This is a genomic window from Pseudomonas sp. G3-39 (assembly GCF_054790485.1).
On record NZ_CP186497.1, the window covers coordinates 4,683,243 to 4,705,664 of the forward strand.

Here is a 22,422-nt window from a genome sequence, read left to right on the forward strand (position 1 = left end):
ATGACCAAAGCTCTGGATTAACGTCAGACAAACACAGAAAAGAAAATGGCGGCATTGTCATTGAGACAAGCCGCCATTTTTACAGCCCTGCAAGACTTAGAACAGCTTGCGGCCTTTGTTGGCAGCAATGCGCATGCGCAGCGCGTTGAGCTTGATGAAGCCCGCCGCGTCGGCCTGATTGTAGGCGCCGCCGTCTTCTTCGAAGGTCGCGATATTGGCGTCGAACAGCGAATCGTCGGACTTGCGGCCGGTAACGATCACGTTGCCCTTGTACAGTTTCAGGCGAACCACACCGTTCACGTTGACCTGCGAAGCGTCGATCATCTGTTGCAGCATCAGACGCTCCGGGCTCCACCAGTAACCGGTGTAGATCAGGCTGGCGTATTTCGGCATCAGCTCGTCTTTGAGGTGAGCGACTTCGCGGTCCAGGGTGATCGATTCAATGGCGCGGTGCGCGCGCAGCATGATCGTGCCGCCCGGGGTTTCGTAGCAGCCACGGGACTTCATGCCCACGTAACGGTTTTCAACGATGTCCAGACGACCGATACCGTGAGCGCCACCGATCTTGTTCAGCGTTGCCAGTACGGTGGCCGGAGTCATTTCGACGCCGTCCAGCGCGACGATGTCGCCGTTGCGGTAGGTCAGTTCCAGGTATTGCGGGGTGTCGGGAGCCTTCTCCGGGGAGACGGTCCAGCGCCACATGTCTTCTTCGTGCTCGGTCCAGGTGTCTTCCAGCACGCCGCCTTCATAGGAGATGTGCAGCAGGTTGGCGTCCATCGAGTACGGGGACTTCTTCTTGCCATGACGCTCGATCGGGATCGCGTGCTTCTCGGCGTAGTCCATCAGCTTCTCGCGCGACAGCAGGTCCCACTCACGCCATGGCGCGATCACTTTGACGCCAGGCTTGAGTGCGTAGGCACCCAGTTCGAAACGCACCTGGTCGTTGCCCTTGCCGGTGGCGCCATGGGAAATGGCGTCGGCGCCGGTTTCGTTGGCGATTTCGATCAGGCGTTTGGCGATCAGCGGACGTGCGATGGAAGTACCCAGCAGGTACTCGCCCTCGTAAACGGTGTTGGCGCGGAACATCGGGAACACGAAGTCACGCACGAATTCTTCGCGCAGGTCGTCGATGTAGATTTCTTTGACGCCCATGGCCTGAGCCTTGGCGCGAGCCGGCTCGACCTCTTCGCCCTGACCCAGGTCAGCGGTGAAGGTCACCACTTCACAGTTATAAGTATCCTGCAGCCACTTGAGGATCACCGAAGTGTCCAGGCCGCCGGAATACGCCAGAACGACCTTGTTTACGTCCGCCATGCCATCACTCCACGGGGTTCTACGGAAAGCCGAGGAGTCTACCGCTCAAATCCGATAATTTACAGAGGCGCGACAGCTTAAGACGACAAAGCGACAGAATCTGTCGACAGCGCGACGATGACCGACGGGTCAGGAAGTCGCCGCAGCGTTGGCAGGTGTGCTGGCTTGCGGTGCTGGCGCGGTAGTCGGCGCGACTCGCGCGAGCTTCACACTGACCCGACGATTCTTCGCCCGGTTGGCCGCATTGTTGTTCGGCACCAGCGGGTATTGCTCGCCGTGGAAACGCACGGTGATCTGCGATTCGGCGATGCCGTTGGCCTTGAAAAAGTCGACTACCGCCAGCGCTCGACGGCGTGACAGCTCACGATTGGTCAGACGATTACCGCTATTGTCGGAGTAGCCATCGAGTTCGATGTGATTGACCGTCGGATCGGCCTTCATGAACTCGAGCATCACCTGCAGCTTGGCTTTGGCGGCGGCATCCAGATCGGTGCCTTCGCCGGGGAAGCCGATCTGCGATTGCTTCACCTGATCGAAATTCTGCGGCAGCAATTTCGCCACACACGTCTGGTAATCATTGAACGCTTTGCTGAACTTCACCGGCAGCAGACGCACTTCCGAAACCCGGCCATCGCCGGACGCACGGCGCACCACCGGACTGCGACCGTCCAGCAAACCGCTGATCAGCCCCCCGGCTTGGGATTGCGAACTGTTGAACAGCACATTGCCGGTGCCGATCCTGACGCTGCCCAGATTAATGTCGTTGCGCCCCGGCTGCCATGGCGCTGCCGCCGCGAGCAACGTCGCCGAACCGCCGCCGAGCATGGCGTTGTAGGCATTGAGGCGGAATATCGCCTGCTCGCCGGCTTTGCGCACGAACTGGCCCGAGCCGAAATCGGTGATCGGCTGGGTCAGGCGGCACTCGAACTTGTCGCCCTCGACCGTCCACTCAATGTTCTCCAGACGCGTCTGGTAGGTCAGCGCCATCGCGGGGAGGCTGGCAAACACACTGAGCAAGGCTAAATATCGCTGGCGCACGGGAGGCTCCATTGGCTTCTGTAACACAAAGACCGATTCACACTATGTTTACGGCATACCTACGGGATATCGGAAGGTTCCTGCAAAACTTGATAGCGGGTGCCTGCAAGAGTCTTTTCCGGTAGCATTCCCCTCAGTTTGACCCGCCTGGAATCCCCTCATGTCCGACCGCCTGACCCTGCTGCGTCCCGACGACTGGCACATTCATCTTCGCGATGGTGCCGTGTTGACCAATACCGTTGCCGATGTTGCGCGCACCTTTGGCCGCGCCATCATCATGCCCAACCTGGTACCACCGGTGCGCAACGCCGCTGAAGCCGACGGCTATCGCCAGCGGATTCTCGCTGCCCGCCCGGCCGGCAGTCGCTTCGAACCGCTGATGGTGCTGTACCTCACCGACCGCACCCAGCCCGAAGAAATTCGTGAGGCCAAGGCCAGCGGTTTCGTGCACGCCGCCAAACTGTACCCGGCCGGCGCCACCACCAACTCCGATTCCGGCGTGACCAGCATCGACAAGATCTTCCCGGCGCTGGAAGCCATGGCCGAAGTCGGCATGCCGCTGCTGATCCATGGCGAAGTCACCCGTGGCGATGTCGACGTCTTCGACCGCGAAAAGATTTTCATCGATGAGCACATGCGCCGTGTCGTCGAGCGTTTCCCGACGCTCAAAGTGGTGTTCGAACACATCACCACCGGCGACGCGGTGCAGTTCGTCAACGAGGCTTCGGCCAACGTCGGCGCCACCATCACCGCGCATCACCTGCTGTACAACCGCAACCACATGCTAGTGGGCGGGATCCGGCCGCACTTCTATTGCCTGCCGATCCTCAAGCGTAATACCCATCAGGAAGCCCTGCTAGACGCCGCCACCAGCGGCAGCGCGAAGTTCTTCCTCGGCACCGACTCGGCGCCGCACGCCCAGCACGCCAAGGAAGCCGCCTGCGGCTGCGCCGGCTGCTACACCGCGTACGCCGCCATCGAGCTGTATGCCGAAGCGTTCGAACAGCGCAACGCGCTGGACAAGCTCGAAGCGTTCGCCAGCCTCAACGGTCCGCGCTTCTATGGTCTACCGACCAACACCGATCGCATCACCCTGGTTCGCGAAGAGTGGACCGCCCCGACCAACCTGCCGTTTGGCGAGCTGAACGTTATCCCGCTGCGCGCCGGTGAAAAACTGCGCTGGCGCCTGCTGGAGGAACACGCGTGAGTGAAGACCATTTCGACGACGAACTGGACGGTCAAGGTGGCGGCGGCGGTTCCCGTCACCCAATGGCAGCACGTTTTCGCGGTTACCTGCCGGTTGTCGTCGACGTAGAGACCGGTGGCTTCAACTCGGCCACCGACGCTCTGCTGGAGATTGCCGCGACCACCATCGCCATGGATGAAAAGGGTTTCGTCTACCCGGATCACACCTACTTCTTCCGCGTCGAACCGTTCGAAGGTGCCAACATCGAAGCGGCAGCGCTGGAGTTCACCGGGATCAAACTCGATCACCCGCTGCGCATGGCAGTCAGCGAAGAAACCGCGCTGACCGACATCTTCCGTGGCATCCGCAAGGCGCTGAAGGCCAATGGCTGCAAGCGCGCGATTCTGGTCGGCCACAACAGCAGCTTCGACCTGGGCTTCCTGAATGCTGCGGTTGCGCGTCTGGACATGAAGCGCAACCCGTTCCACCCGTTCTCCAGCTTCGATACCGCGACGCTGGCCGGTCTGGCTTACGGTCAAACCGTGCTGGCCAAGGCCTGTCAGGCAGCGGACATCGACTTCGACGGCCGTGAAGCGCATTCGGCGCGTTACGACACCGAGAAGACCGCCGAGCTGTTCTGCGGCATCGTCAACCGCTGGAAGCAGATGGGCGGCTGGGAAGACTTCGACGACTGATCCTCGTCGGGTATTTCCCGCGCATAAAAAAACCGGCCACATGGGCCGGTTTTTTTGTACCGCGACGTTGCGCCTTACAGGGCTGCAGCGTTCTCGGTCAGGTAAGCCGCAACGCCTTCTGGCGAAGCGTTCATGCCTTTGTCGCCTTTTTTCCAGTTGGCAGGGCAGACTTCGCCGTGCTCTTCGTGGAATTGCAGCGCGTCGACCAGACGGATCAGCTCTTCCATGTTACGGCCCAGCGGCAGGTCGTTGATGATCTGCGAGCGGACAACGCCCTTGTCGTCGATCAGGAACGCGCCACGGAAAGCCACGCCGCCTTCGGACTCAACGTCGTAGGCCTTGGCGATTTCGTGCTTCATGTCGGCAGCCATGGTGTATTTCACCTGGCCGATGCCGCCGTTGTTGACCGGGGTGTTGCGCCAGGCGTTGTGGGTGAAGTGCGAATCGATCGACACGGCAACCACTTCCACGTTACGCGCTTTGAAGTCAGCCATGCGGTTGTCCAGAGCGATCAGCTCGGACGGGCAGACGAAGGTGAAGTCCAGTGGGTAGAAGAACACCAGGCCGTATTTGCCTTTGATGGCCGAGGACAGGGTGAAGCTGTCAACGATCTCGCCATTGCCGAGTACGGCCGGGACGGTGAAGTCAGGGGCTTGTTTGCCTACGAGTACGCTCATGGATATCTCCTGGTGAATAACTTGAAGTTCAGGGTCCGGGCCAGCCTGCCACCCTGAGGCGACAGCCCTGTGACACGAATCCTCTTCGCAAGGGCCGACCATCATACACTGCGTTTTTCGCCTGTCCTTAACGGTTTTTTGCCCAAGGCGGATAACGGACCAGCATTTTCGGGGCCAGGCAATTCGCCATTAATCACCGTTCGTCAGTGACCGGCCTTTCGATCGAAAACCATTCAGAAAGCACTTTGACAATCATTCTCGTTAACATTAAGATCCATCGCAATTGAGTCACAACCAGCGACGGTTCTCACTTATGTATGTTTGTCTCTGCACTGGCGTCACCGACGGACAAATCCGCGAAGCGATCTATGAAGGTTGCTGCAGCTACAAAGAAGTCCGCCAGGCCACCGGCGTCGCCAGCCAATGCGGCAAATGTGCGTGCCTTGCCAAGGAAGTGGTTCGCGAAACCCTGACCAAGTTGCAAACCGCTCAGGCCGCAATCCCCTATCCGGTAGAATTTACTGCCGCGTAATTGCCCCCATTTCGAAGAACCGGACTTATGTCCGGTTTTTTTATGCCCGCAAATCAATCGGTTAGACGCTAGACGCGGAACACAAACATTCTTATTCAGATTTAATTTCATTTATTATTCAATAACTTAGGTTTGACACTTATAAATACCAAGCTCAAACTCCGCCTTATATACAGCTATTACAGGGCAGGACTCCCATCATGAAAGGCGACATTACAGTCATCCAGCATCTCAACAAGATCCTTGCCAATGAACTGGTCGCGATCAATCAGTACTTCCTGCATGCGCGCATGTATGAAGATTGGGGCCTGAACAAGCTGGGCAAGCACGAGTACCACGAATCCATCGACGAGATGAAACACGCGGACAAGCTGATCAAGCGCATCCTGTTCCTCGAAGGCCTGCCGAACGTCCAGGACCTGGGCAAGCTGCACATCGGCGAGCATACCCGGGAAATGCTGGAATGCGACCTGCGCATCGAGAAGACCGGCCACGCCGATCTGAAAGCCGCCATCGCCCATTGCGAATCGGTTGGCGACTTTGGCAGCCGTGAACTGCTCGAAGACATTCTCGAATCCGAAGAAGAGCATATCGACTGGCTGGAAACCCAACTGGGCCTGATCGATAAAGTCGGTCTTGAGAACTATCTGCAATCGCAGATGGGCGAAGAGTAAATAAGCGCCCGCTGAATTCGCGACACTAAAAAGCCCCGCCCTCTTTCGAGGTGCGGGGCTTTTTATTGGCAAATCCCGGATCAGATGCAGATCCCTGTGGGAGCGAGCTTGCTCGCTCCCACAAAAACCGGATCAGGCTTCGGACTTGGCCGCAGCAGCCTTGGCCGATGCTTCCTTGACCAGAGTCTGCAGCTCACCGTTGGCGAACATTTCAGCCATGATGTCGCTACCGCCGACCAGCTCACCGCCGACCCACAGTTGCGGGAAAGTCGGCCAGTTGGCGTACTTTGGCAGGTTGGCGCGGATTTCCGGGTTCTGCAGGATGTCGACGTAGGCGAACTTCTCGCCACAGCCCATTACAGCCTGCGCAGCTTTCGCGGAGAAGCCACACTGCGGGGCATTCGGCGAGCCTTTCATGTAAAGCAGAATGGTGTTGTTGGCAATCTGCTCTTTAATCGTTTCGATGATATCCATGGAGCACCTCGGCTGAACTTTCCGACTCATGGGTCGGCACGGTGACGCATTGTAACGGAATCCCGAGCGCCATGCTCGGTCTCCCCGACGGTCTCGTTCAGGCCGCTGCCACCGTCACCGGCACGCCATTGAGCGCGGCGTTACCCGACAACTCGTCGAGCTGGCATTCATCGGTCAGGTCGTTGGCACTCGATCCCGGCTGCCCACTGGCGATTGCCATTTGCACGCCCGGCCGAGCATGTCCCCAACCGTGCGGCAGGCTGACCACGCCCTTCATCATGTCCAGACTGCCGAGCACCTCGACCTCGATCTGCCCTACCCGCGAGCTGACGCGAACTAACTGACCATCGTTGAGCCCCCGGCTGGCGAGGTCATCCGGGTGCATCAGCAATTGATGTCGTGGCTTGCCCTTCACCAGACGATGGTAGTTATGCATCCACGAATTGTTGCTGCGCACATGGCGCCGGCCGATCATCAACAGCTCATCAGCGGCCGGCGCCTGCAAGGCCGCAAAGCGTGCGAGATCAGCGAGAATTTCCGGCGGCGCAGCCTGCACCCGTTGATTCGGCGTCTTGAGGCGTGCAGCCAGATTAGGCTTCAACGCCCCAAGATCAATCCCGTGCGGATGATCGAACAACGTCGCCAATGACAGCTTTTGCTCGGACGCATCGCCATACAGGCCCATGCGCAGGCCCATGTCGATCATCTTCGCCGGCGGCATCGTCGGTTTCAGCTCCTTGCCGGTCTTCTCGGCAAACGCCTTGGCCAGGCCGACAAAGATCTCCCAGTCGTGTAATGCGCCCTCGGGCTTGGCGAGAATCGCGCGGTTGAAGCGGGTGACGTTGCGTACCGCGAACAGATTGAAAGTAGTGTCGTAATGATCGTTCTCCAGCGCCGAGGTCGACGGCAGAATCAGATCGGCGTAGCGCGTGGTTTCGTTAATGTACAGGTCGATGCTGAGCATGAACTCCAGACCATCTAGCGCCTGCTCCAGTTGCCGGCCGTTCGGTGTCGACAATACCGGATTGCCGGCCACGGTGATCAGTGCGCGAATCTGCCCTTCGCCTTCGGTGAGCATCTCTTCAGCCAGCGCCGACACCGGCAGCTCGCCGCCGTACTCGGGTCGCCCGGAGACCCGGCTTTGCCATTTGTTGAAATGCCCGCCCGAGGTCGATGCCACCAGATCCACCGCTGGCTCTGTGCACAAGGCACCGCCGACGCGATCGAGATTGCCAGTCACCAGATTGATCAACTGCACGACCCAATGGCATAGCGTGCCGAAGGCCTGAGTGGAAACGCCCATCCGGCCGTAGCAAACAGCGCTTGGTGCAGCGGCGAAGTCCCGGGCCAGTTGGCGGATCTGTTCAGCGGGAACGGCGCACAGCGGGCTCATGGCTTCGGCAGTGAAGGTTGCGACGGCTGCGCGCACTTCATCAAGGCCATCAACCGGCAAGTGACAGTCACGGGTCAGCCCTTCGCTGAAAAGCGTATTGAGTAAGCCAAACAACAGCGCCGCGTCGCCACCCGGCCGCACAAACAAGTGCTGATCGGCGATAGCTGCCGTTTCGCTGCGCCGGGGATCGACCACCACCACTTTGCCGCCGCGCGCCTGAATCGCCTTCAGGCGTTTCTCGACATCCGGCACGGTCATGATGCTGCCGTTCGATGCCAGCGGGTTGCCGCCGAGGATCAGCATGAAATCGGTGTGATCGATGTCCGGGATCGGCAGCAGCAAGCCATGGCCGTACATCAGGTAACTGCTCAGGTGATGCGGCAACTGATCGACCGAAGTCGCCGAGAAGCGATTGCGCGTCTTCAGCAGGCCGAGAAAGTAGTTGCTGTGGGTCATCAGCCCATAGTTGTGCACGCTCGGGTTGCCCTGGTAGACCGCCACCGCACTCTGCCCGTGACGCTCTTGAATCGCCGCCAGACGCTCGGCCACCAGCGCAAACGCCTCGTCCCACTCGATCGGCAGCCATTCGCTGCCGACCCGGCGCATCGGCTGGCGCAGGCGATCGGGATCGTTCTGGATGTCTTGCAGGGCTACGGCCTTGGGGCAGATGTGCCCACGACTGAACGTGTCAAGCGCGTCACCCTTGATCGAGGTGATCGCGACGTTGCCATCGGTTTCGGTGGTCTCGATGGTCAGGCCGCAGATGGCTTCGCACAGGTGGCAGGCACGGTGATGGAGAGTCTTGGTCATGGCCAGTCTCTGTCTTGTTCTGGGCAGGCAATCAGGCCCGCGGGAACAAAACTATGGCCCCGGCGCAGATCCTGCGCCAGCGACGTTCGTCTTGTGAATCGACGGTTATCAGGCGAGCCGATACATCGCCATGCTCAGTTCGACGGCAGCTGCGGCGGCGCGGCCAGCTGAATTTCCTGAATGGTTTCAATCTGCTCGTGGGCGACGTGCACGCCGGTGAGTTCGCCGATCAACCGCCAGTGCTCGTCGAGCCCGGCACTGATGGTCGCCATGCGATCGATCATGTGGCGGCCGGCGGTCTTGACCACTTCGTCCTCGCTGCGCAGCAGCTCGAAAGACATCGAAGTGACCGACGCGGTGAGATGGGTCAGTGAGCGAGCTGTGTGGCCCAGCAGTTCCATTAACAGTTTTTCTTTCGATTCCATGCGGAGGCTTCCTGCGTCGCTCGAAACTTATTTATAACCCAGCACTTTGCTTTAGCAAATGTTTCAGTCTGAGCATCCGACCAAGTGATGGCATGGCGCCACGGTCGTAAACCGACCTGGTCGACGTGATCCCCGCCACGCCGCATTGCCAAGCCCAGCGAGGCCGGTGTACAAAGAGGCTCGCTGCTGTCCTGAACCCGGCTTCAAATGCGTACTGCAACATCCCGTACGCCCTCCGAATTCCGCAAAAACCGTAGCCTATTGGCGTAACGCGACATTTAGTGTCAATATCGCGCCTTCCCCTATTTCGTCGCCCCGTGCGGCTTACGCCGCAGGTCTCGCCCGTTGTTCCGTTAAACAAGGCTTTGAGCATCTGCGGTCTGTAGCAAAAAGGTAGTCAATGATGAGCGCAAGGCACTTTCTCTCCCTGATGGATTGCACGCCCGAAGAGCTGGTCAGCGTGATCCGTCGAGGCGTTGAGCTCAAGGACCTGCGTAACCGCGGCGTACTGTTCGAGCCGCTGAAAAACCGCGTCCTGGGGATGATCTTCGAGAAGTCCTCGACCCGTACCCGGATCTCCTTCGAGGCCGGCATGATCCAGCTCGGTGGCCAGGCGATCTTCCTCTCGCCACGCGACACTCAGCTGGGCCGTGGCGAGCCGATCGGCGACTGCGCCATCGTCATGTCGAGCATGCTCGACGCGGTGATGATCCGTACCTTTGCCCACAGCACCCTGACCGAATTCGCCGCCAACTCGCGCGTGCCGGTGATCAACGGCCTGTCCGATGACCTGCACCCGTGCCAGTTGCTGGCCGACATGCAGACCTTCCTCGAGCACCGCGGCTCGATCCAGGGCAAGACCGTGGCCTGGATCGGCGACGGCAACAACATGTGCAACAGCTATATAGAAGCGGCGATCCAGTTCGACTTCCAGTTGCGCGTTGCCTGCCCGCAGGGCTACGAGCCTAATCCTGAATTTGTCGCCCGCGCCGGCGATCGCGTGACCATCGTCCGTGATCCGCAAGACGCCGTGCGCGGTGCGCATCTGGTGAGCACCGATGTCTGGACTTCGATGGGTCAGGAAGAGGAAACTGCCAAGCGCCTGAAGTTGTTCGCTCCGTTTCAGGTGAACCGCGCCCTGCTCGATCTGGCGGCCGAAGATGTGCTGTTCATGCACTGCCTGCCGGCGCACCGCGGTGAAGAAATCAGCCTCGACCTGCTTGATGACCCGCGTTCCGTCGCCTGGGATCAGGCAGAAAACCGTCTCCACGCACAGAAGGCCCTGCTCGAGTTCCTCGTCGAACCGGCATATCACCACGCATGAGCCATGAATTACTGCTGAACCTGCGCAACCTCGCTTGCGGCTATCAAGATCAACGCGTGGTGCAGAACCTCAATCTGCACCTCAACGCCGGTGACATCGGCTGCCTGCTCGGCTCGTCCGGCTGCGGCAAGACCACCACCCTGCGCGCGATTGCCGGTTTTGAACCGGTGCACGAAGGTGAAATCACCCTGGGAGGCGAAACCATTTCCAGCGCCGGTTTCACCCTGGCGCCGGAGAAACGCCGGATCGGCATGGTGTTTCAGGATTACGCGCTGTTCCCGCACCTGAGTGTTGCAGACAACATCGCCTTCGGTATCCGCAAGCACCCGAACAAGGAGCGCGTCACCGAGGAGCTGCTGGAACTGGTCAATCTGAAGAATCTAGGCAAGCGCTTTCCCCACGAGTTATCGGGTGGCCAGCAACAGCGTGTCGCCCTAGCCCGGGCACTGGCGCCGGAGCCGCAATTGCTGCTGCTCGACGAGCCATTCTCCAACCTCGATGGCGAACTGCGGCGCAAACTCAGCCACGAAGTGCGCGACATCCTCAAGGCCCGTGGCACCAGTGCGATTCTGGTGACTCACGATCAGGAAGAAGCCTTCGCCGTCAGCGATCACGTTGGCGTGTTCAAGGAAGGTCGTCTGGAGCAGTGGGACACGCCCTACAACCTCTACCACGAGCCGGCGACGCCGTTTGTCGCCAGCTTCATCGGTCAGGGTTATTTCATCCGCGGCCAGCTCGGCAGCCCGGAATCGGTTCAGACCGAACTCGGCGAACTGCGCGGCAACCGCGCCTACACCTGGCCGGTGGGCGGTGCGGTGGATGTGTTGCTGCGTCCGGATGACATTGTTTATGCGCCGGACAGTCGGTTGAAAGCGCGGATCGTCGGCAAGACGTTCCTGGGTGCCTCGACCCTGTATCGCCTGCAACTGCCGACCGGTGCGCAGCTGGAATCGATCTTCCCGAGCCATGCCGACCATCAGGTGGGTGCGGAGGTGGGAATTCGCGTCGCCGCCGAACACCTCGTCCTGTTCCAGGCCAGCGGCAGTACCGCGGCACAAATCCCGGCGGTGGAAAACGGCGTCCGCCGCTACAGCGCCGCCCTCTGATCCGCCCGGATCAAAACTGTGGGAGCGGGCTTGCTCGCGAATGCGCTGTGTCAGTCAACGAAGAGGTCGTCTGACACCCCGCATTCGCGAGCAAGCCCGCTCCCACAGTTGGTTTTGGGTTCAACCCAGGATCAGCGTGCCGCTGGCCACCAGCGTCGCATTCCCGCCGATCTTCACCCGCTCCCCCTCCAGCCGACAGAACAACTCCCCGCCCCGCGCCGAACGCTGGCACGCGGTCAAACTGGATTTGCCCAAACGTTTCGACCAATACGGAATCAGGCTGCAATGCGTCGAGCCGGTCACCGGATCTTCGTTGATGCCGATTGCCGGGGCGAAGTAGCGCGAAACGAAATCGTGCTGATTGCCGCGCGCGGTCACGATGGCACCGAGCCACGGCAGTTTTGCCAGTGCAATCATGTCCGGCGTGCAGTCGAGCACTGCCTGCTCCGACTCCAGCACCACAAACAATTCATTGGAACCGAGCACATCCACCGCCTCGACGCCCAGCGCGCGCTCGACATCCAGCGTCACGCCAATTTCTGACGGCACAATCGACGGGAAGTCCAGCCACAGGCGATCGCCCTCGCGGCTGACGCTAAGCGGCCCGGACTTGCAGATGAAGTCCAGCCGCTCGGCATTTTCCTTGTAGACCTCGAACAACACATAGGCGCTGGCCAGTGTGGCATGCCCGCACAGTGGCACCTCGGTGGTCGGGGTGAACCAGCGGATGTACCACGCCGCGCCTTCGCGCACCACGAACGCGGTTTCTGCCAGATTGTGTTCGGCGGCGATCTTCTGCATCAAATCGTCCGCGAGCCATGCATCGAGCCGATACACCATCGCCGGGTTGCCACTGAACGGCCGATCACTGAACGCATCAACCTGATGAAATTCGAGCTGCATAACCTTCTCCCTGAGTGAATCGGCAGAGCATGCAGCCACGCTGCGCTCAGCGCCAGTGACAGAACCGGGCAATTTTCTTCATACAGAACGCAAGTTCATGCACGACCGATGTCGGCAAATTTGGCTTGGGTGTGTTCAGCCAGAACCGCCGGCGCCAATTCGACTTCCAGACCACGTCGGCCAGCACTGACATAAATAGTCGCAAAGCCTTGGGCCGAGTTATCGATGAAGGTGCGCAGACGCTTCTTCTGCCCCAGCGGACTGATGCCGCCCAACAGGTAACCGGTGGAACGCTGCGCCGCAGCCGGGTCAGCCATTTCGACTTTCTTGACGCCCGCCGCGTGTGCCAGACCTTTGAGATCAAGACTTCCGACGACCGGCACCACCGCGACCAGCAATTCACCTTTTTCGCTGGCAGCGAGCAGCGTCTTGAACACCTGCGCCGGCTCCAGCGCCAGTTTCTCGGCGGCCTCCAGCCCATAGGACGCGGCCTTGGGGTCATGTTCGTAACTGTGCACGCGATGTTCGGCACGAACTTTTTTCAACAAGTCCAACGCAGGGGTCATGGCAGCTCCAGGCTCGGTATCAACAGAAAAATCCTGCGCCGGATTCTAGGCCATCACCTCGCAAAAGGCTCTAGCGCAGGCCCCGTTTTCCGGGCGTTGCAGGTGAATCACCGGGCTATCGCCCCCGTCCTCCGCAGGATCATTCAGCAGGCTGATAGTTTAATTGTGACCGATGGTTCACTTTCGACCTTTGACAGGTTTGTTTCTTGTCTATATTTTTTCGAATCTGAATAATGTAAGAATTATCATCACCGCAGCACCCAGCAGTAAACCGGGAACAGGATGGGGATCCTGCCCCGGGGAAAATCGCGCCTTGCCCTGACGGCAAACGCGCCAGACAACAACAAAAATCGAGGTTTTCAATGACAACTGCTTTACAGCAACCATCGCTTTCCGGCCAATGCCTGGCCGAGTTTCTGGGGACTGCACTTCTGATCTTTTTCGGCACTGGCTGTGTCGCCGCGCTCAAAGTCGCGGGCGCCAGCTTCGGCCTGTGGGAAATCAGCATCATCTGGGGCGTCGGCGTGAGCATGGCGATCTACTTGACCGCCGGGGTTTCCGGCGCGCACCTGAACCCCGCCGTGAGTATCGCCCTGAGCATTTTTGCCGACTTTGAAAAGCGCAAACTGCCGTTCTATATCCTGTCGCAGATCGCCGGCGCGTTTTGCGGTGCGCTGTTGGTGTACACGCTGTACAGCAATTTATTCTTCGATTACGAACAAACTCACCACATGGTGCGCGGCACCGCCGCCAGCCTTGAGTTGGCCTCGGTGTTCTCGACCTTCCCCAATCCGGTACTGTCCACCGCCCAGGCATTCCTGGTCGAGATGATCATCACCGCGATCCTGATGGGCGTGATCATGGCCCTGACCGATGACAACAACGGTCTGCCGAAAGGCCCGATGGCTCCGCTGCTGATCGGTTTGCTGATTGCCGTCATCGGCAGCTCGATGGGCCCGCTGACCGGTTTTGCGATGAATCCGGCGCGTGACTTCGGTCCGAAACTGATGACTTTCTTCGCCGGCTGGGGTGAAATTTCCTTCACTGGCGGCCGCGATATTCCGTACTTCCTGATTCCGATTTTTGCACCGATTGTCGGTGCCTGCCTCGGCGCTGCCGGGTATCGCGGGCTCATCGCCCGTCACCTGACCGGCGCCACACCTGCTACAAAGGATGCAGAACCGGCCATTGACGGCAAACCAAGAACTTCTTGAAACAGTCGGCGCGGGTTCCTGCCCTTTAGAGCCCGCGCCACGGCCCACTCTCCCTTATTTCGTCCAAGGCAATCGACATGACCGACATTCAGAATAAGAACTACATCATTGCCCTCGATCAGGGTACGACCAGCTCCCGCGCGATCATTTTCGACCGCGATGCGAACGTGGTCTGCACCGCCCAGCGCGAATTCGCCCAGCATTACCCGCAAGCCGGCTGGGTCGAACACGATCCAATGGAAATCTTCGCCACCCAGAGCGCGGTGATGGTCGAAGCACTGGCCCAGGCCGGTCTGCATCACGATCAGGTGGCCGCCATCGGTATCACCAACCAGCGTGAAACCACCGTGGTCTGGGACAAGACCACCGGTCGTCCGGTGTACAACGCCATCGTCTGGCAGTGCCGCCGCAGCACCGAGATCTGCCAGCAGCTCAAGCGCGATGGCCACGAAGAGTACATCCGCGACAACACCGGTCTGGTCACCGACCCGTACTTCTCCGGCACCAAGCTGAAGTGGATCCTCGACAACGTCGAAGGCAGCCGCGAGCGTGCGCGCAACGGCGAACTGCTGTTCGGCACCATCGATAGCTGGCTGATCTGGAAATTCACCGGCGGCAAGGTACACGTCACCGACTACACCAACGCCTCGCGCACCATGCTCTTCAACATCCATTCGCTGGAGTGGGATTCGAAGATGCTGGAGATCCTCGACATCCCGCGCGAGATGCTCCCGGAGGTCAAAGCCTCTTCGGAAATCTACGGTCGCACCAAGAGCGGCATCGCCATCGGCGGTATCGCCGGTGACCAGCAAGCGGCACTGTTCGGCCAGATGTGCGTCGAGCCGGGCCAGGCGAAAAACACCTACGGCACCGGCTGCTTCCTGCTGATGAACACCGGCGACAAAGCGGTGAAATCGCAACACGGCATGCTCACCACCATCGCTTGCGGCCCGCGTGGCGAAGTGGCTTACGCCCTGGAAGGCGCGGTGTTCAACGGCGGTTCGACCGTGCAGTGGCTGCGCGATGAACTGAAGATCGTCAACGACGCTCACGACACCGAATACTTCGCCAATAAAGTGAAGGACAGCAACGGTGTGTACCTGGTACCGGCCTTCACCGGTCTGGGCGCTCCGTACTGGGACCCGTATGCCCGTGGCGCACTGTTCGGCCTGACGCGCGGCGTGCGCGTGGATCACATCATCCGCGCCGCGCTGGAATCGATCGCCTACCAGACCCGCGACGTACTCGACGCCATGCAACAGGACTCCGGCGAACGCCTCAAGGCCCTGCGCGTGGACGGCGGCGCGGTCGCGAACAACTTCCTCATGCAGTTCCAGGCCGACATCCTCGGCACCCAGGTCGAGCGTCCGCAAATGCGCGAAACCACTGCACTCGGGGCGGCGTATCTGGCCGGTCTGGCGTGCGGTTTCTGGGGCAGCCTCGACGAACTGCGCGGCAAGGCCGTGATCGAGCGTGAGTTCGAACCGAGCCTGGAAGAAGTCGAGAAAGAAAAGCTGTACAAAGGCTGGAAAAAAGCCGTCAGCCGCACCCGTGACTGGGCGCGTGAAGACGCTGAATAAGCCAACCTTCAGAGACTGATAGGCAACTAACTGGTCGGGAGCGGATTCCTGCGGCATCATGGGCAAATTTTGCACGGCAGCCCAAAGGAAGCCCCATGAATCTGCCTCCCCGTCAGCAGCAAATCCTCGAGCTGGTCCGCGAACGCGGCTATGTGAGCATCGAGGAAATGGCTACGCTGTTCGTTGTTACCCCGCAAACCATCCGCCGCGATATCAATCAGCTCGCGGAAGCCAATCTGTTGCGCCGCTACCATGGCGGCGCGGCCTATGATTCCAGCGTCGAAAACACCGCCTACGCGATGCGCGCCGACCAGATGCGCGACGAAAAACAACGCATTGGCGAAGCCGTCGCCGCGCAGATCCCCGATCACGCCTCGCTGTTCATCAACATCGGCACCACCACCGAATCGATTGCCCGCGCCCTGCTCAATCACAACCATCTGAAGATCATCACCAACAACCTGCACGTCGCCTCGATGCTCAGTGCCAAGGATGATTTCGATGTGCTGCTGACCGGCGGCAACGTGCGCCGTGACGGCGGTGTGGTGGGTCAGGCGAGCGTGGACTTCATCAACCAGTTCAAGGTCGATTTCGCACTGGTGGGTATCAGCGGCATCGACGAAGACGGCAGCCTGCTCGACTTCGATTATCAGGAAGTGCGCGTGTCGCAGGCGATCATTGCCAATGCTCGGCAGGTGATTCTGGCGGCGGACTCGAGCAAGTTCGGGCGCAATGCGATGATTCGATTGGGTCCGATCAGCCTGATCGACTGCCTGGTGACCGATCAGCAGCCGGTGCCGGCACTGGCGCAACTGCTGAGCCAGCACAAGATTCGTCTGGAAGTCGTTTAAATCCGTTCAACATCCCCTGTGGCGAGGGGATTTATCCCCGATGGGCTGCGAAGCAGTCCTAAAACCACCCAATGCGGTGTGCCTGAGACTCCACGGTAGTTGATTGAGGGGCCGCTACGCGGCCCATCGGGGATGAATCCCCTCGCCACAAAAAGCATCCCTCGACTCAATAATGTTCGAAAATTTTCTTTTAGCCGCCCTTCGATGAGTTTTTTCAATCGAACGCGACTGGCTGCGCGCGTCTTTATGGGCTACCATTTTCGCAAATGAACATTTATGTTCGATTTCCAAGACAGAAAATCAAAAGAGCCCGAGGCCAGCCGATGTCCACATCTACCTTGCGTACGCCCCCTATCTCCGAGATCTACGACGTTGCCGTAATTGGCGGCGGGATCAATGGCGTGGGGATCGCAGCGGATGCCGCCGGTCGCGGTCTCTCGGTGTTCCTTTGCGAAAAGGATGACCTGGCCAGCCACACCTCGTCGGCCAGCAGCAAGCTGATCCACGGTGGCCTGCGCTATCTCGAACATTACGAATTCCGTCTGGTGCGTGAAGCGCTGGCCGAGCGCGAAGTGCTGCTGGCCAAGGCGCCGCACATCGTCAAGCCGATGCGTTTTGTGCTGCCGCACCGCCCGCACCTGCGTCCGGCGTGGATGATCCGCGCCGGCCTGTTCCTTTATGACAACCTCGGCAAGCGCGAAAAACTGCCAGGTTCGAAAAGCCTGAAGTTCGGTGCCGACAGCGCGCTGAAAAGCGAAATCACCAAGGGCTTCGAATATTCCGATTGCTGGGTTGATGACGCCCGCCTCGTCGTTCTGAACGCCATGGCCGCCCGGGAAAAAGGTGCCCACGTACACACCCAGACCCGTTGCGTCAGCGCCCGCCGTGCCAAAGGCCTGTGGCACCTGAATCTGGAACGCGCTGACGGCAGCCTGTTTTCGATCACCGCCAAAGCACTGGTGAACGCCGCCGGCCCGTGGGTCGCCAAGTTCATCCGTGACGACCTGAAAATGGAATCGCCGTACGGCATCCGCCTGATTCAGGGCAGCCATATCATCGTGCCGAAGCTGTATGAAGGCGATCACGCGCACATTCTGCAAAACGAAGATCAGCGCATCGTCTTCACCATTCCGTATTTGAATCACTTCACCCTGATCGGCACCACCGACCGCGAATACACCGGCGATCCGGCGAAAGTGGCGATCACCGACGGCGAAACCGATTACCTGCTGAAAGTGGTCAACGCCCATTTCAAGCAGCAGATCAGCCGCGACGACATCCAGCACAGCTACTCGGGCGTGCGTCCACTGTGCAACGACGAATCCGACAACCCATCCGCCGTGACCCGCGATTACACCCTGGCATTGTCTGGCGGTGGCGAAGAAGCACCGCTGCTGTCGGTGTTCGGCGGCAAACTGACCACCTACCGCAAACTCGCCGAGTCAGCGATGGCCCAGTTGATGCCGTACTTCACCCAGATGCGCCCGAGCTGGACCGCCACCGCGACCCTGCCCGGCGGCGAAGACATGACCACCCCGCAAACCTTGAGCGCGCAGATCCGCGACAAGTTCGACTTCGTCCCGACCGAGATCGCCCGCCGCTGGGCCACCACCTACGGCAGCCGCACCTGGCGCATGCTCGAAGGCGTGGAAACCCTCGCCGACATGGGCGAACACATTGGTGGCGGGCTCTACACTCGCGAGGTCGATTACCTGTGCAGCGAAGAATGGGCCACCACGGCGCACGACATCCTGTGGCGTCGCAGCAAACTGGGCCTGTTCACTACCCCGGCCGAGCAAGAGAAACTGGCGGCCTACCTGGGCAAGGTCGAGCAGAACCGCAAGACTGAAGCGGCGTGATTTGAACATCGCTTAAACGAAAGCCCCTGAATTGAGAGATTCAGGGGCTTTTTGCTGCGTGACTTACTTTGCCTGCCACTAACCCTGTGGCGAGGGAATGTGGGCTCGAACGATCATCAATATGAGGGCAGCGATTAAAAGAGCGTTCGGATTTCCGAACGCGACCTCCCGGTCGATTCGGATAACCGGATCAGTTTCATCGAAAAACACCGACACAAAACTTTAATCACCTTATAAATCAAGCCATTAGCCACTATCGACTGCTCTGGCACGACTCATGCTCTACACTCTCTCGACGAATGCCTGCCGTGCCAACACTTCAGGAGCCGTCAGGCATTCGAAGCACAAAAGGGCCGACGAACTGGCTCCATAAAAAAAACAATTCGAGGAAAATTTGATGCGCATCGTTCCCCATATCCTGGGCGCAGCCATTGCGGCCGCTCTGATCAGCACTCCAGTTTTCGCCGCCGAACTCACCGGCACCCTGAAGAAAATCAACGATTCCGGCACCATCACCCTCGCTCACCGCGACAGCTCCATCCCGTTTTCCTACATTGCGGATGCTTCCGGCAAGCCAGTGGGCTACTCCCACGACATTCAAGTGGCCATCGTTGAAGCCCTGAAAAAAGACCTGAACAAGCCAGACCTGCAGGTCAAATACAACCTGGTGACCTCGCAAACCCGTATCCCGCTGATCCAGAACGGCACCGCGGATATCGAGTGCGGTTCCACCACCAATAACGCCGAACGCGCCCAGCAAGTCGACTTCACCGTCAACATCTTCGAAATCGGCACCCGCCTGCTGGTCAAGAAAGACAAGGATGGCAACCCGTCCTACAAAGACTTTGCCGACCTCAAAGGCAAAAACGTCGTGACCACCGCTGGCACCACGTCCGAGCGCATCATCAAAGCGATGAACGCCGACAAGCAGATGGGCATGAACATCATCTCCGCCAAGGACCACGGCGAATCCTTCAACATGCTGGAAAGCGGCCGTGCCGTTGCCTTCATGATGGACGACGCCCTGCTGGCCGGCGAAGAAGCCAAGGCCAAGAAGCCGGACGACTGGGTCATCACCGGTACTCCGCAATCGTTCGAAGCCTACGCGTGCATGGTTCGCAAAGACGACCCGGCCTTCAAGAAGGCTGTGGATGACGCCATCGTCGGCCTGTACAAATCCGGCAAGATCAACGAGATCTACAAGAAGTGGTTCGAAACCGCGATTCCGCCAAAGGGCCTGAACCTCAACTTCCCGATGAGCGACAAGGTCAAGGAACTGATCGCCAACCCGAGCGACAAGCCGGCGCCTGACGTAAAAATCTGATTCCTGACTAACCTTATCCCCTGAGGGAGCCACCCTCCCTCAGGCGTCTGTTACCTGCTGGTTTTACAGTGGAACACTCGACCTGGCGGTTTTCGAGCCGATCGCGTGTGCCCGGCGTTCAACGTCGGACGGGAAAGGATCTTCCCCAAGCGGGTGCTTGTACATCGATCGATTTCGAGGGGAGACCCTAATGAATTACAACTGGGACTGGGGCGTGTTCTTCAAGTCCACCGGCGTAGGCAGCGAGACTTATCTCGACTGGTACATCGCCGGCCTGGGCTGGACCATTGCCATCGCCATCGTGGCATGGATCATCGCCTTGCTGCTGGGCTCCATTCTGGGGGTCATGCGCACGGTGCCGAACCGCCTCGTATCGGGCATCGCGACCTGCTACGTCGAACTGTTTCGCAACGTGCCGCTGCTGGTGCAGCTGTTCATCTGGTACTTCCTGGTGCCCGATCTGCTGCCGCAAAACCTGCAGGACTGGTACAAGCAGGATCTGAACCCGACCACCTCGGCCTACCTGAGCGTGGTCGTGTGCCTGGGCCTGTTCACCGCCGCCCGGGTCTGCGAGCAAGTGCGCACCGGCATCCAGGCGCTGCCACGCGGCCAGGAATCCGCCGCCCGCGCCATGGGTTTCAAGCTGCCGCAGATCTATTGGAACGTGCTGCTGCCCCAGGCCTACCGCATCATCATTCCGCCGCTGACCTCGGAATTCCTCAACGTGTTCAAGAACTCCTCCGTGGCGTCCTTGATCGGCCTGATGGAACTGCTGGCGCAAACCAAACAGACCGCCGAGTTCTCGGCCAACCTGTTTGAAGCCTTCACCCTGGCCACGCTGATCTACTTCACCCTGAACATGAGCCTGATGTTGCTGATGCGCATGGTCGAGAAGAAAGTCGCAGTGCCCGGCCTGATCTCCGTGGGGGGTAAATAATGGACTTCGATTTCAGCGGCATCATCCCCGCGATCCCGGGCCTGTGGAACGGCATGGTCATGACCTTGCAACTGATGGTCATGGGCGTGATCGGCGGCATCGTGCTGGGGACGATCCTCGCACTGATGCGCCTGTCGTCCAGCAAACTGCTGTCGCGCGTTGCCGGCGCCTACGTGAACTACTTCCGCTCGATCCCGCTGCTGCTGGTGATCACCTGGTTCTACCTGGCGGTGCCGTTCGTGCTGCGCTGGATCACCGGCGAAGACACCCCGATCGGCGCGTTCACCTCCTGCGTCGTGGCTTTCATGATGTTCGAAGCCGCGTACTTCTGTGAGATCGTCCGGGCCGGCGTGCAGTCGATCCCCAAAGGCCAGATGGCCGCGGCCCAGGCGATGGGCATGACCTATGGCCAGACCATGCGTCTGATCATCCTGCCCCAGGCGTTCCGCAAGATGACCCCGTTGCTGCTGCAACAGTCGATCATCCTGTTCCAGGACACCTCGCTGGTCTACACCGTGGGCCTGGTGGACTTCCTCAACTCCGCCCGCTCCAGCGGCGACATCATCGGTCGTTCCAACGAGTTCCTGATCTTTGCCGGTGTCGTCTACTTCATCATCAGCTTTTCCGCCTCGCTGCTGGTCAAGCGTCTGCAAAAAAGGTTTGCCGTATGATCTCCATCAAGAACATCAACAAGTGGTATGGCGACTTCCAGGTGCTGACTGATTGCAGCACCGAGGTCAAGAAAGGCGAAGTGATCGTGGTCTGCGGTCCGTCGGGTTCGGGCAAGTCGACCCTGATCAAGTGCGTCAACGCGCTGGAGCCGTTCCAGAAAGGCGACATCGTCGTCGACGGCACCTCGATTGCCGACTCCAAGACCAACCTGCCGAAACTGCGTTCGCGCGTCGGTATGGTGTTCCAGCACTTCGAGCTGTTCCCGCACCTGACCATCACCGAGAACCTGACCATCGCGCAGATCAAGGTGCTGGGCCGCAGCAAGGAAGAGGCGACCAAGAAAGGTCTGCAACTGCTCGAGCGCGTCGGCTTGTCGGCCCATGCCCACAAGCACCCGGGGCAACTGTCCGGCGGTCAGCAGCAGCGTGTGGCGATCGCCCGTGCGCTGGCGATGGACCCGATCGTCATGCTGTTCGACGAACCGACCTCGGCGCTCGACCCGGAAATGGTCAACGAAGTGCTCGACGTGATGGTGCAACTGGCCCACGAAGGCATGACCATGATGTGCGTGACCCACGAAATGGGCTTCGCGCGCAAAGTGGCTGACCGGGTGATCTTCATGGACGCCGGCAAGATCATCGAAGACTGCCCTAAAGAGGAGTTCTTCGGCGACATCAGCGCCCGCTCCGAACGCGCGCAGCACTTCCTCGAGAAAATCCTGCAGCACTAAAAAACCACACACCGCTCCCCAACTGTGGGAGCGGGCTTGCTCGCGAAGAGGCCGGCACTTTCAACAGCATCGTTGACTGACCTGCCGCTTTCGCGAGCAAGCCCGCTCCCACATTGGATCGATGATGATCCAGAGATT

Annotated in this window: 22 protein-coding genes; 14 read left to right on the forward strand and 8 right to left on the reverse strand. The window is 59.6% G+C overall.

Annotated features, from left to right (window positions below; translation table 11 throughout):
* Nucleotides 1-96: 96 nt before the first annotated feature.
* Nucleotides 97-1,314: an argininosuccinate synthase gene (locus ACOYXG_RS21060; RefSeq protein ID WP_027612065.1), complete on the reverse strand. Its 1,218-nt coding sequence runs from the start codon at nucleotides 1,312-1,314 to the stop codon at nucleotides 97-99.
* 129 nt (nucleotides 1,315-1,443) lie between these two features.
* On the reverse strand, nucleotides 1,444-2,352 hold the full coding sequence (locus ACOYXG_RS21065) for a flagellar protein MotY (RefSeq protein WP_096795143.1): 909 nt from the start codon (nucleotides 2,350-2,352) through the stop codon (nucleotides 1,444-1,446).
* A gap of 160 nt (nucleotides 2,353-2,512) precedes the next feature.
* Here ACOYXG_RS21065 and pyrC point away from each other — a divergent pair, with 160 nt between their 5' ends.
* Complete coding sequence (gene pyrC / locus ACOYXG_RS21070) at nucleotides 2,513-3,559, forward strand: dihydroorotase (protein ID WP_460353788.1); 1,047 nt, start codon at nucleotides 2,513-2,515, stop codon at nucleotides 3,557-3,559.
* Nucleotides 3,556-4,233 carry a ribonuclease T gene (gene rnt / locus ACOYXG_RS21075; protein ID WP_007963973.1) on the forward strand — a complete coding sequence of 226 codons (678 nt, stop codon included), beginning with the start codon at nucleotides 3,556-3,558 and terminating at the stop codon, nucleotides 4,231-4,233. The genes pyrC and rnt overlap by 4 nt, the downstream gene beginning before the upstream one ends.
* Nucleotides 4,234-4,307: 74 nt before the next feature.
* Here the strand turns inward: rnt and ACOYXG_RS21080 are convergent, their stop codons facing one another.
* A complete protein-coding gene (locus tag ACOYXG_RS21080) occupies nucleotides 4,308-4,910 on the reverse strand; it encodes a peroxiredoxin (protein WP_007963972.1) in 603 nt (200 codons plus the stop codon).
* Nucleotides 4,911-5,223: 313 nt separating this feature from the next.
* On the opposite strand from ACOYXG_RS21080, the gene ACOYXG_RS21085 reads away from it, so the two are divergent.
* Together ACOYXG_RS21085 and bfr are read left to right on the forward strand one after the other, a co-directional pair.
* Nucleotides 5,224-5,442: a bacterioferritin-associated ferredoxin gene (locus ACOYXG_RS21085; RefSeq protein ID WP_003227725.1), complete on the forward strand. Its 219-nt coding sequence runs from the start codon at nucleotides 5,224-5,226 to the stop codon at nucleotides 5,440-5,442.
* A 200-nt stretch (nucleotides 5,443-5,642) separates the two neighbouring features.
* Nucleotides 5,643-6,116 carry a bacterioferritin gene (bfr, locus tag ACOYXG_RS21090; protein ID WP_007963971.1) on the forward strand — a complete coding sequence of 158 codons (474 nt, stop codon included), beginning with the start codon at nucleotides 5,643-5,645 and terminating at the stop codon, nucleotides 6,114-6,116.
* Nucleotides 6,117-6,248: 132 nt separating this feature from the next.
* On the opposite strand, the gene grxD is transcribed toward bfr, so the two are convergent.
* The 3 genes from grxD to ACOYXG_RS21105 all read right to left on the reverse strand — a co-directional run bounded on the left by grxD (nucleotide 6,249) and on the right by ACOYXG_RS21105 (nucleotide 9,218).
* On the reverse strand, nucleotides 6,249-6,590 hold the full coding sequence (gene grxD, locus ACOYXG_RS21095; protein ID WP_003227729.1) for a Grx4 family monothiol glutaredoxin: 342 nt from the start codon (nucleotides 6,588-6,590) through the stop codon (nucleotides 6,249-6,251).
* A gap of 97 nt (nucleotides 6,591-6,687) precedes the next feature.
* A complete protein-coding gene (locus ACOYXG_RS21100; protein WP_097086052.1) occupies nucleotides 6,688-8,793 on the reverse strand; it encodes a molybdopterin oxidoreductase family protein in 2,106 nt (701 codons plus the stop codon).
* Between the two features lie 134 nt (nucleotides 8,794-8,927).
* Nucleotides 8,928-9,218, reverse strand: coding sequence for a hypothetical protein (locus ACOYXG_RS21105; protein ID WP_027612069.1), 291 nt, complete (start codon nucleotides 9,216-9,218; stop codon nucleotides 8,928-8,930).
* Nucleotides 9,219-9,621: 403 nt separating this feature from the next.
* Here ACOYXG_RS21105 and argF point away from each other — a divergent pair, with 403 nt between their 5' ends.
* Complete coding sequence (argF, locus tag ACOYXG_RS21110; protein WP_095136949.1) at nucleotides 9,622-10,542, forward strand: ornithine carbamoyltransferase; 921 nt, start codon at nucleotides 9,622-9,624, stop codon at nucleotides 10,540-10,542.
* Nucleotides 10,539-11,648, forward strand: coding sequence for an ABC transporter ATP-binding protein (locus ACOYXG_RS21115; protein WP_103367373.1), 1,110 nt, complete (start codon nucleotides 10,539-10,541; stop codon nucleotides 11,646-11,648). Before argF ends, ACOYXG_RS21115 begins: the two co-directional genes overlap by 4 nt.
* A gap of 120 nt (nucleotides 11,649-11,768) precedes the next feature.
* Here the strand turns inward: ACOYXG_RS21115 and ACOYXG_RS21120 are convergent, their stop codons facing one another.
* Together ACOYXG_RS21120 and ybaK are read right to left on the reverse strand one after the other, a co-directional pair.
* The gene (locus ACOYXG_RS21120; RefSeq protein WP_460353794.1) at nucleotides 11,769-12,551 is read right to left on the reverse strand and encodes a PhzF family phenazine biosynthesis protein; all 783 of its coding nucleotides are present in this window, start codon (nucleotides 12,549-12,551) and stop codon (nucleotides 11,769-11,771) included.
* Nucleotides 12,552-12,646: 95 nt separating this feature from the next.
* The gene (gene ybaK / locus ACOYXG_RS21125; RefSeq protein ID WP_003227741.1) at nucleotides 12,647-13,117 is read right to left on the reverse strand and encodes a Cys-tRNA(Pro) deacylase; all 471 of its coding nucleotides are present in this window, start codon (nucleotides 13,115-13,117) and stop codon (nucleotides 12,647-12,649) included.
* A gap of 362 nt (nucleotides 13,118-13,479) precedes the next feature.
* Here ybaK and ACOYXG_RS21130 point away from each other — a divergent pair, with 362 nt between their 5' ends.
* The 8 genes from ACOYXG_RS21130 to ACOYXG_RS21165 all read left to right on the forward strand — a co-directional run bounded on the left by ACOYXG_RS21130 (nucleotide 13,480) and on the right by ACOYXG_RS21165 (nucleotide 22,284).
* The gene (locus tag ACOYXG_RS21130; protein ID WP_027612073.1) at nucleotides 13,480-14,331 is read left to right on the forward strand and encodes an MIP/aquaporin family protein; all 852 of its coding nucleotides are present in this window, start codon (nucleotides 13,480-13,482) and stop codon (nucleotides 14,329-14,331) included.
* Between the two features lie 77 nt (nucleotides 14,332-14,408).
* The gene (gene glpK / locus ACOYXG_RS21135) at nucleotides 14,409-15,911 is read left to right on the forward strand and encodes a glycerol kinase GlpK (RefSeq protein WP_202368930.1); all 1,503 of its coding nucleotides are present in this window, start codon (nucleotides 14,409-14,411) and stop codon (nucleotides 15,909-15,911) included.
* Between the two features lie 95 nt (nucleotides 15,912-16,006).
* Entirely contained in the window at nucleotides 16,007-16,762 is a 756-nt protein-coding gene (locus tag ACOYXG_RS21140; RefSeq protein WP_460353798.1) for a DeoR/GlpR family transcriptional regulator, read from the forward strand.
* Between the two features lie 323 nt (nucleotides 16,763-17,085).
* A complete protein-coding gene (gene glpD, locus ACOYXG_RS21145; protein ID WP_460353801.1) occupies nucleotides 17,086-18,621 on the forward strand; it encodes a glycerol-3-phosphate dehydrogenase in 1,536 nt (511 codons plus the stop codon).
* Between the two features lie 397 nt (nucleotides 18,622-19,018).
* Nucleotides 19,019-19,945 carry a glutamate/aspartate ABC transporter substrate-binding protein gene (locus tag ACOYXG_RS21150; protein ID WP_027612076.1) on the forward strand — a complete coding sequence of 309 codons (927 nt, stop codon included), beginning with the start codon at nucleotides 19,019-19,021 and terminating at the stop codon, nucleotides 19,943-19,945.
* Nucleotides 19,946-20,135: 190 nt separating this feature from the next.
* A complete protein-coding gene (locus ACOYXG_RS21155) occupies nucleotides 20,136-20,882 on the forward strand; it encodes an amino acid ABC transporter permease (RefSeq protein ID WP_027612077.1) in 747 nt (248 codons plus the stop codon).
* Nucleotides 20,882-21,553 carry an amino acid ABC transporter permease gene (locus ACOYXG_RS21160; protein ID WP_007963949.1) on the forward strand — a complete coding sequence of 224 codons (672 nt, stop codon included), beginning with the start codon at nucleotides 20,882-20,884 and terminating at the stop codon, nucleotides 21,551-21,553. Before ACOYXG_RS21155 ends, ACOYXG_RS21160 begins: the two co-directional genes overlap by 1 nt.
* Entirely contained in the window at nucleotides 21,550-22,284 is a 735-nt protein-coding gene (locus ACOYXG_RS21165) for an amino acid ABC transporter ATP-binding protein (RefSeq protein WP_007963947.1), read from the forward strand. The genes ACOYXG_RS21160 and ACOYXG_RS21165 overlap by 4 nt, the downstream gene beginning before the upstream one ends.
* The last annotated feature ends 138 nt before the right edge of the window (nucleotides 22,285-22,422 follow it).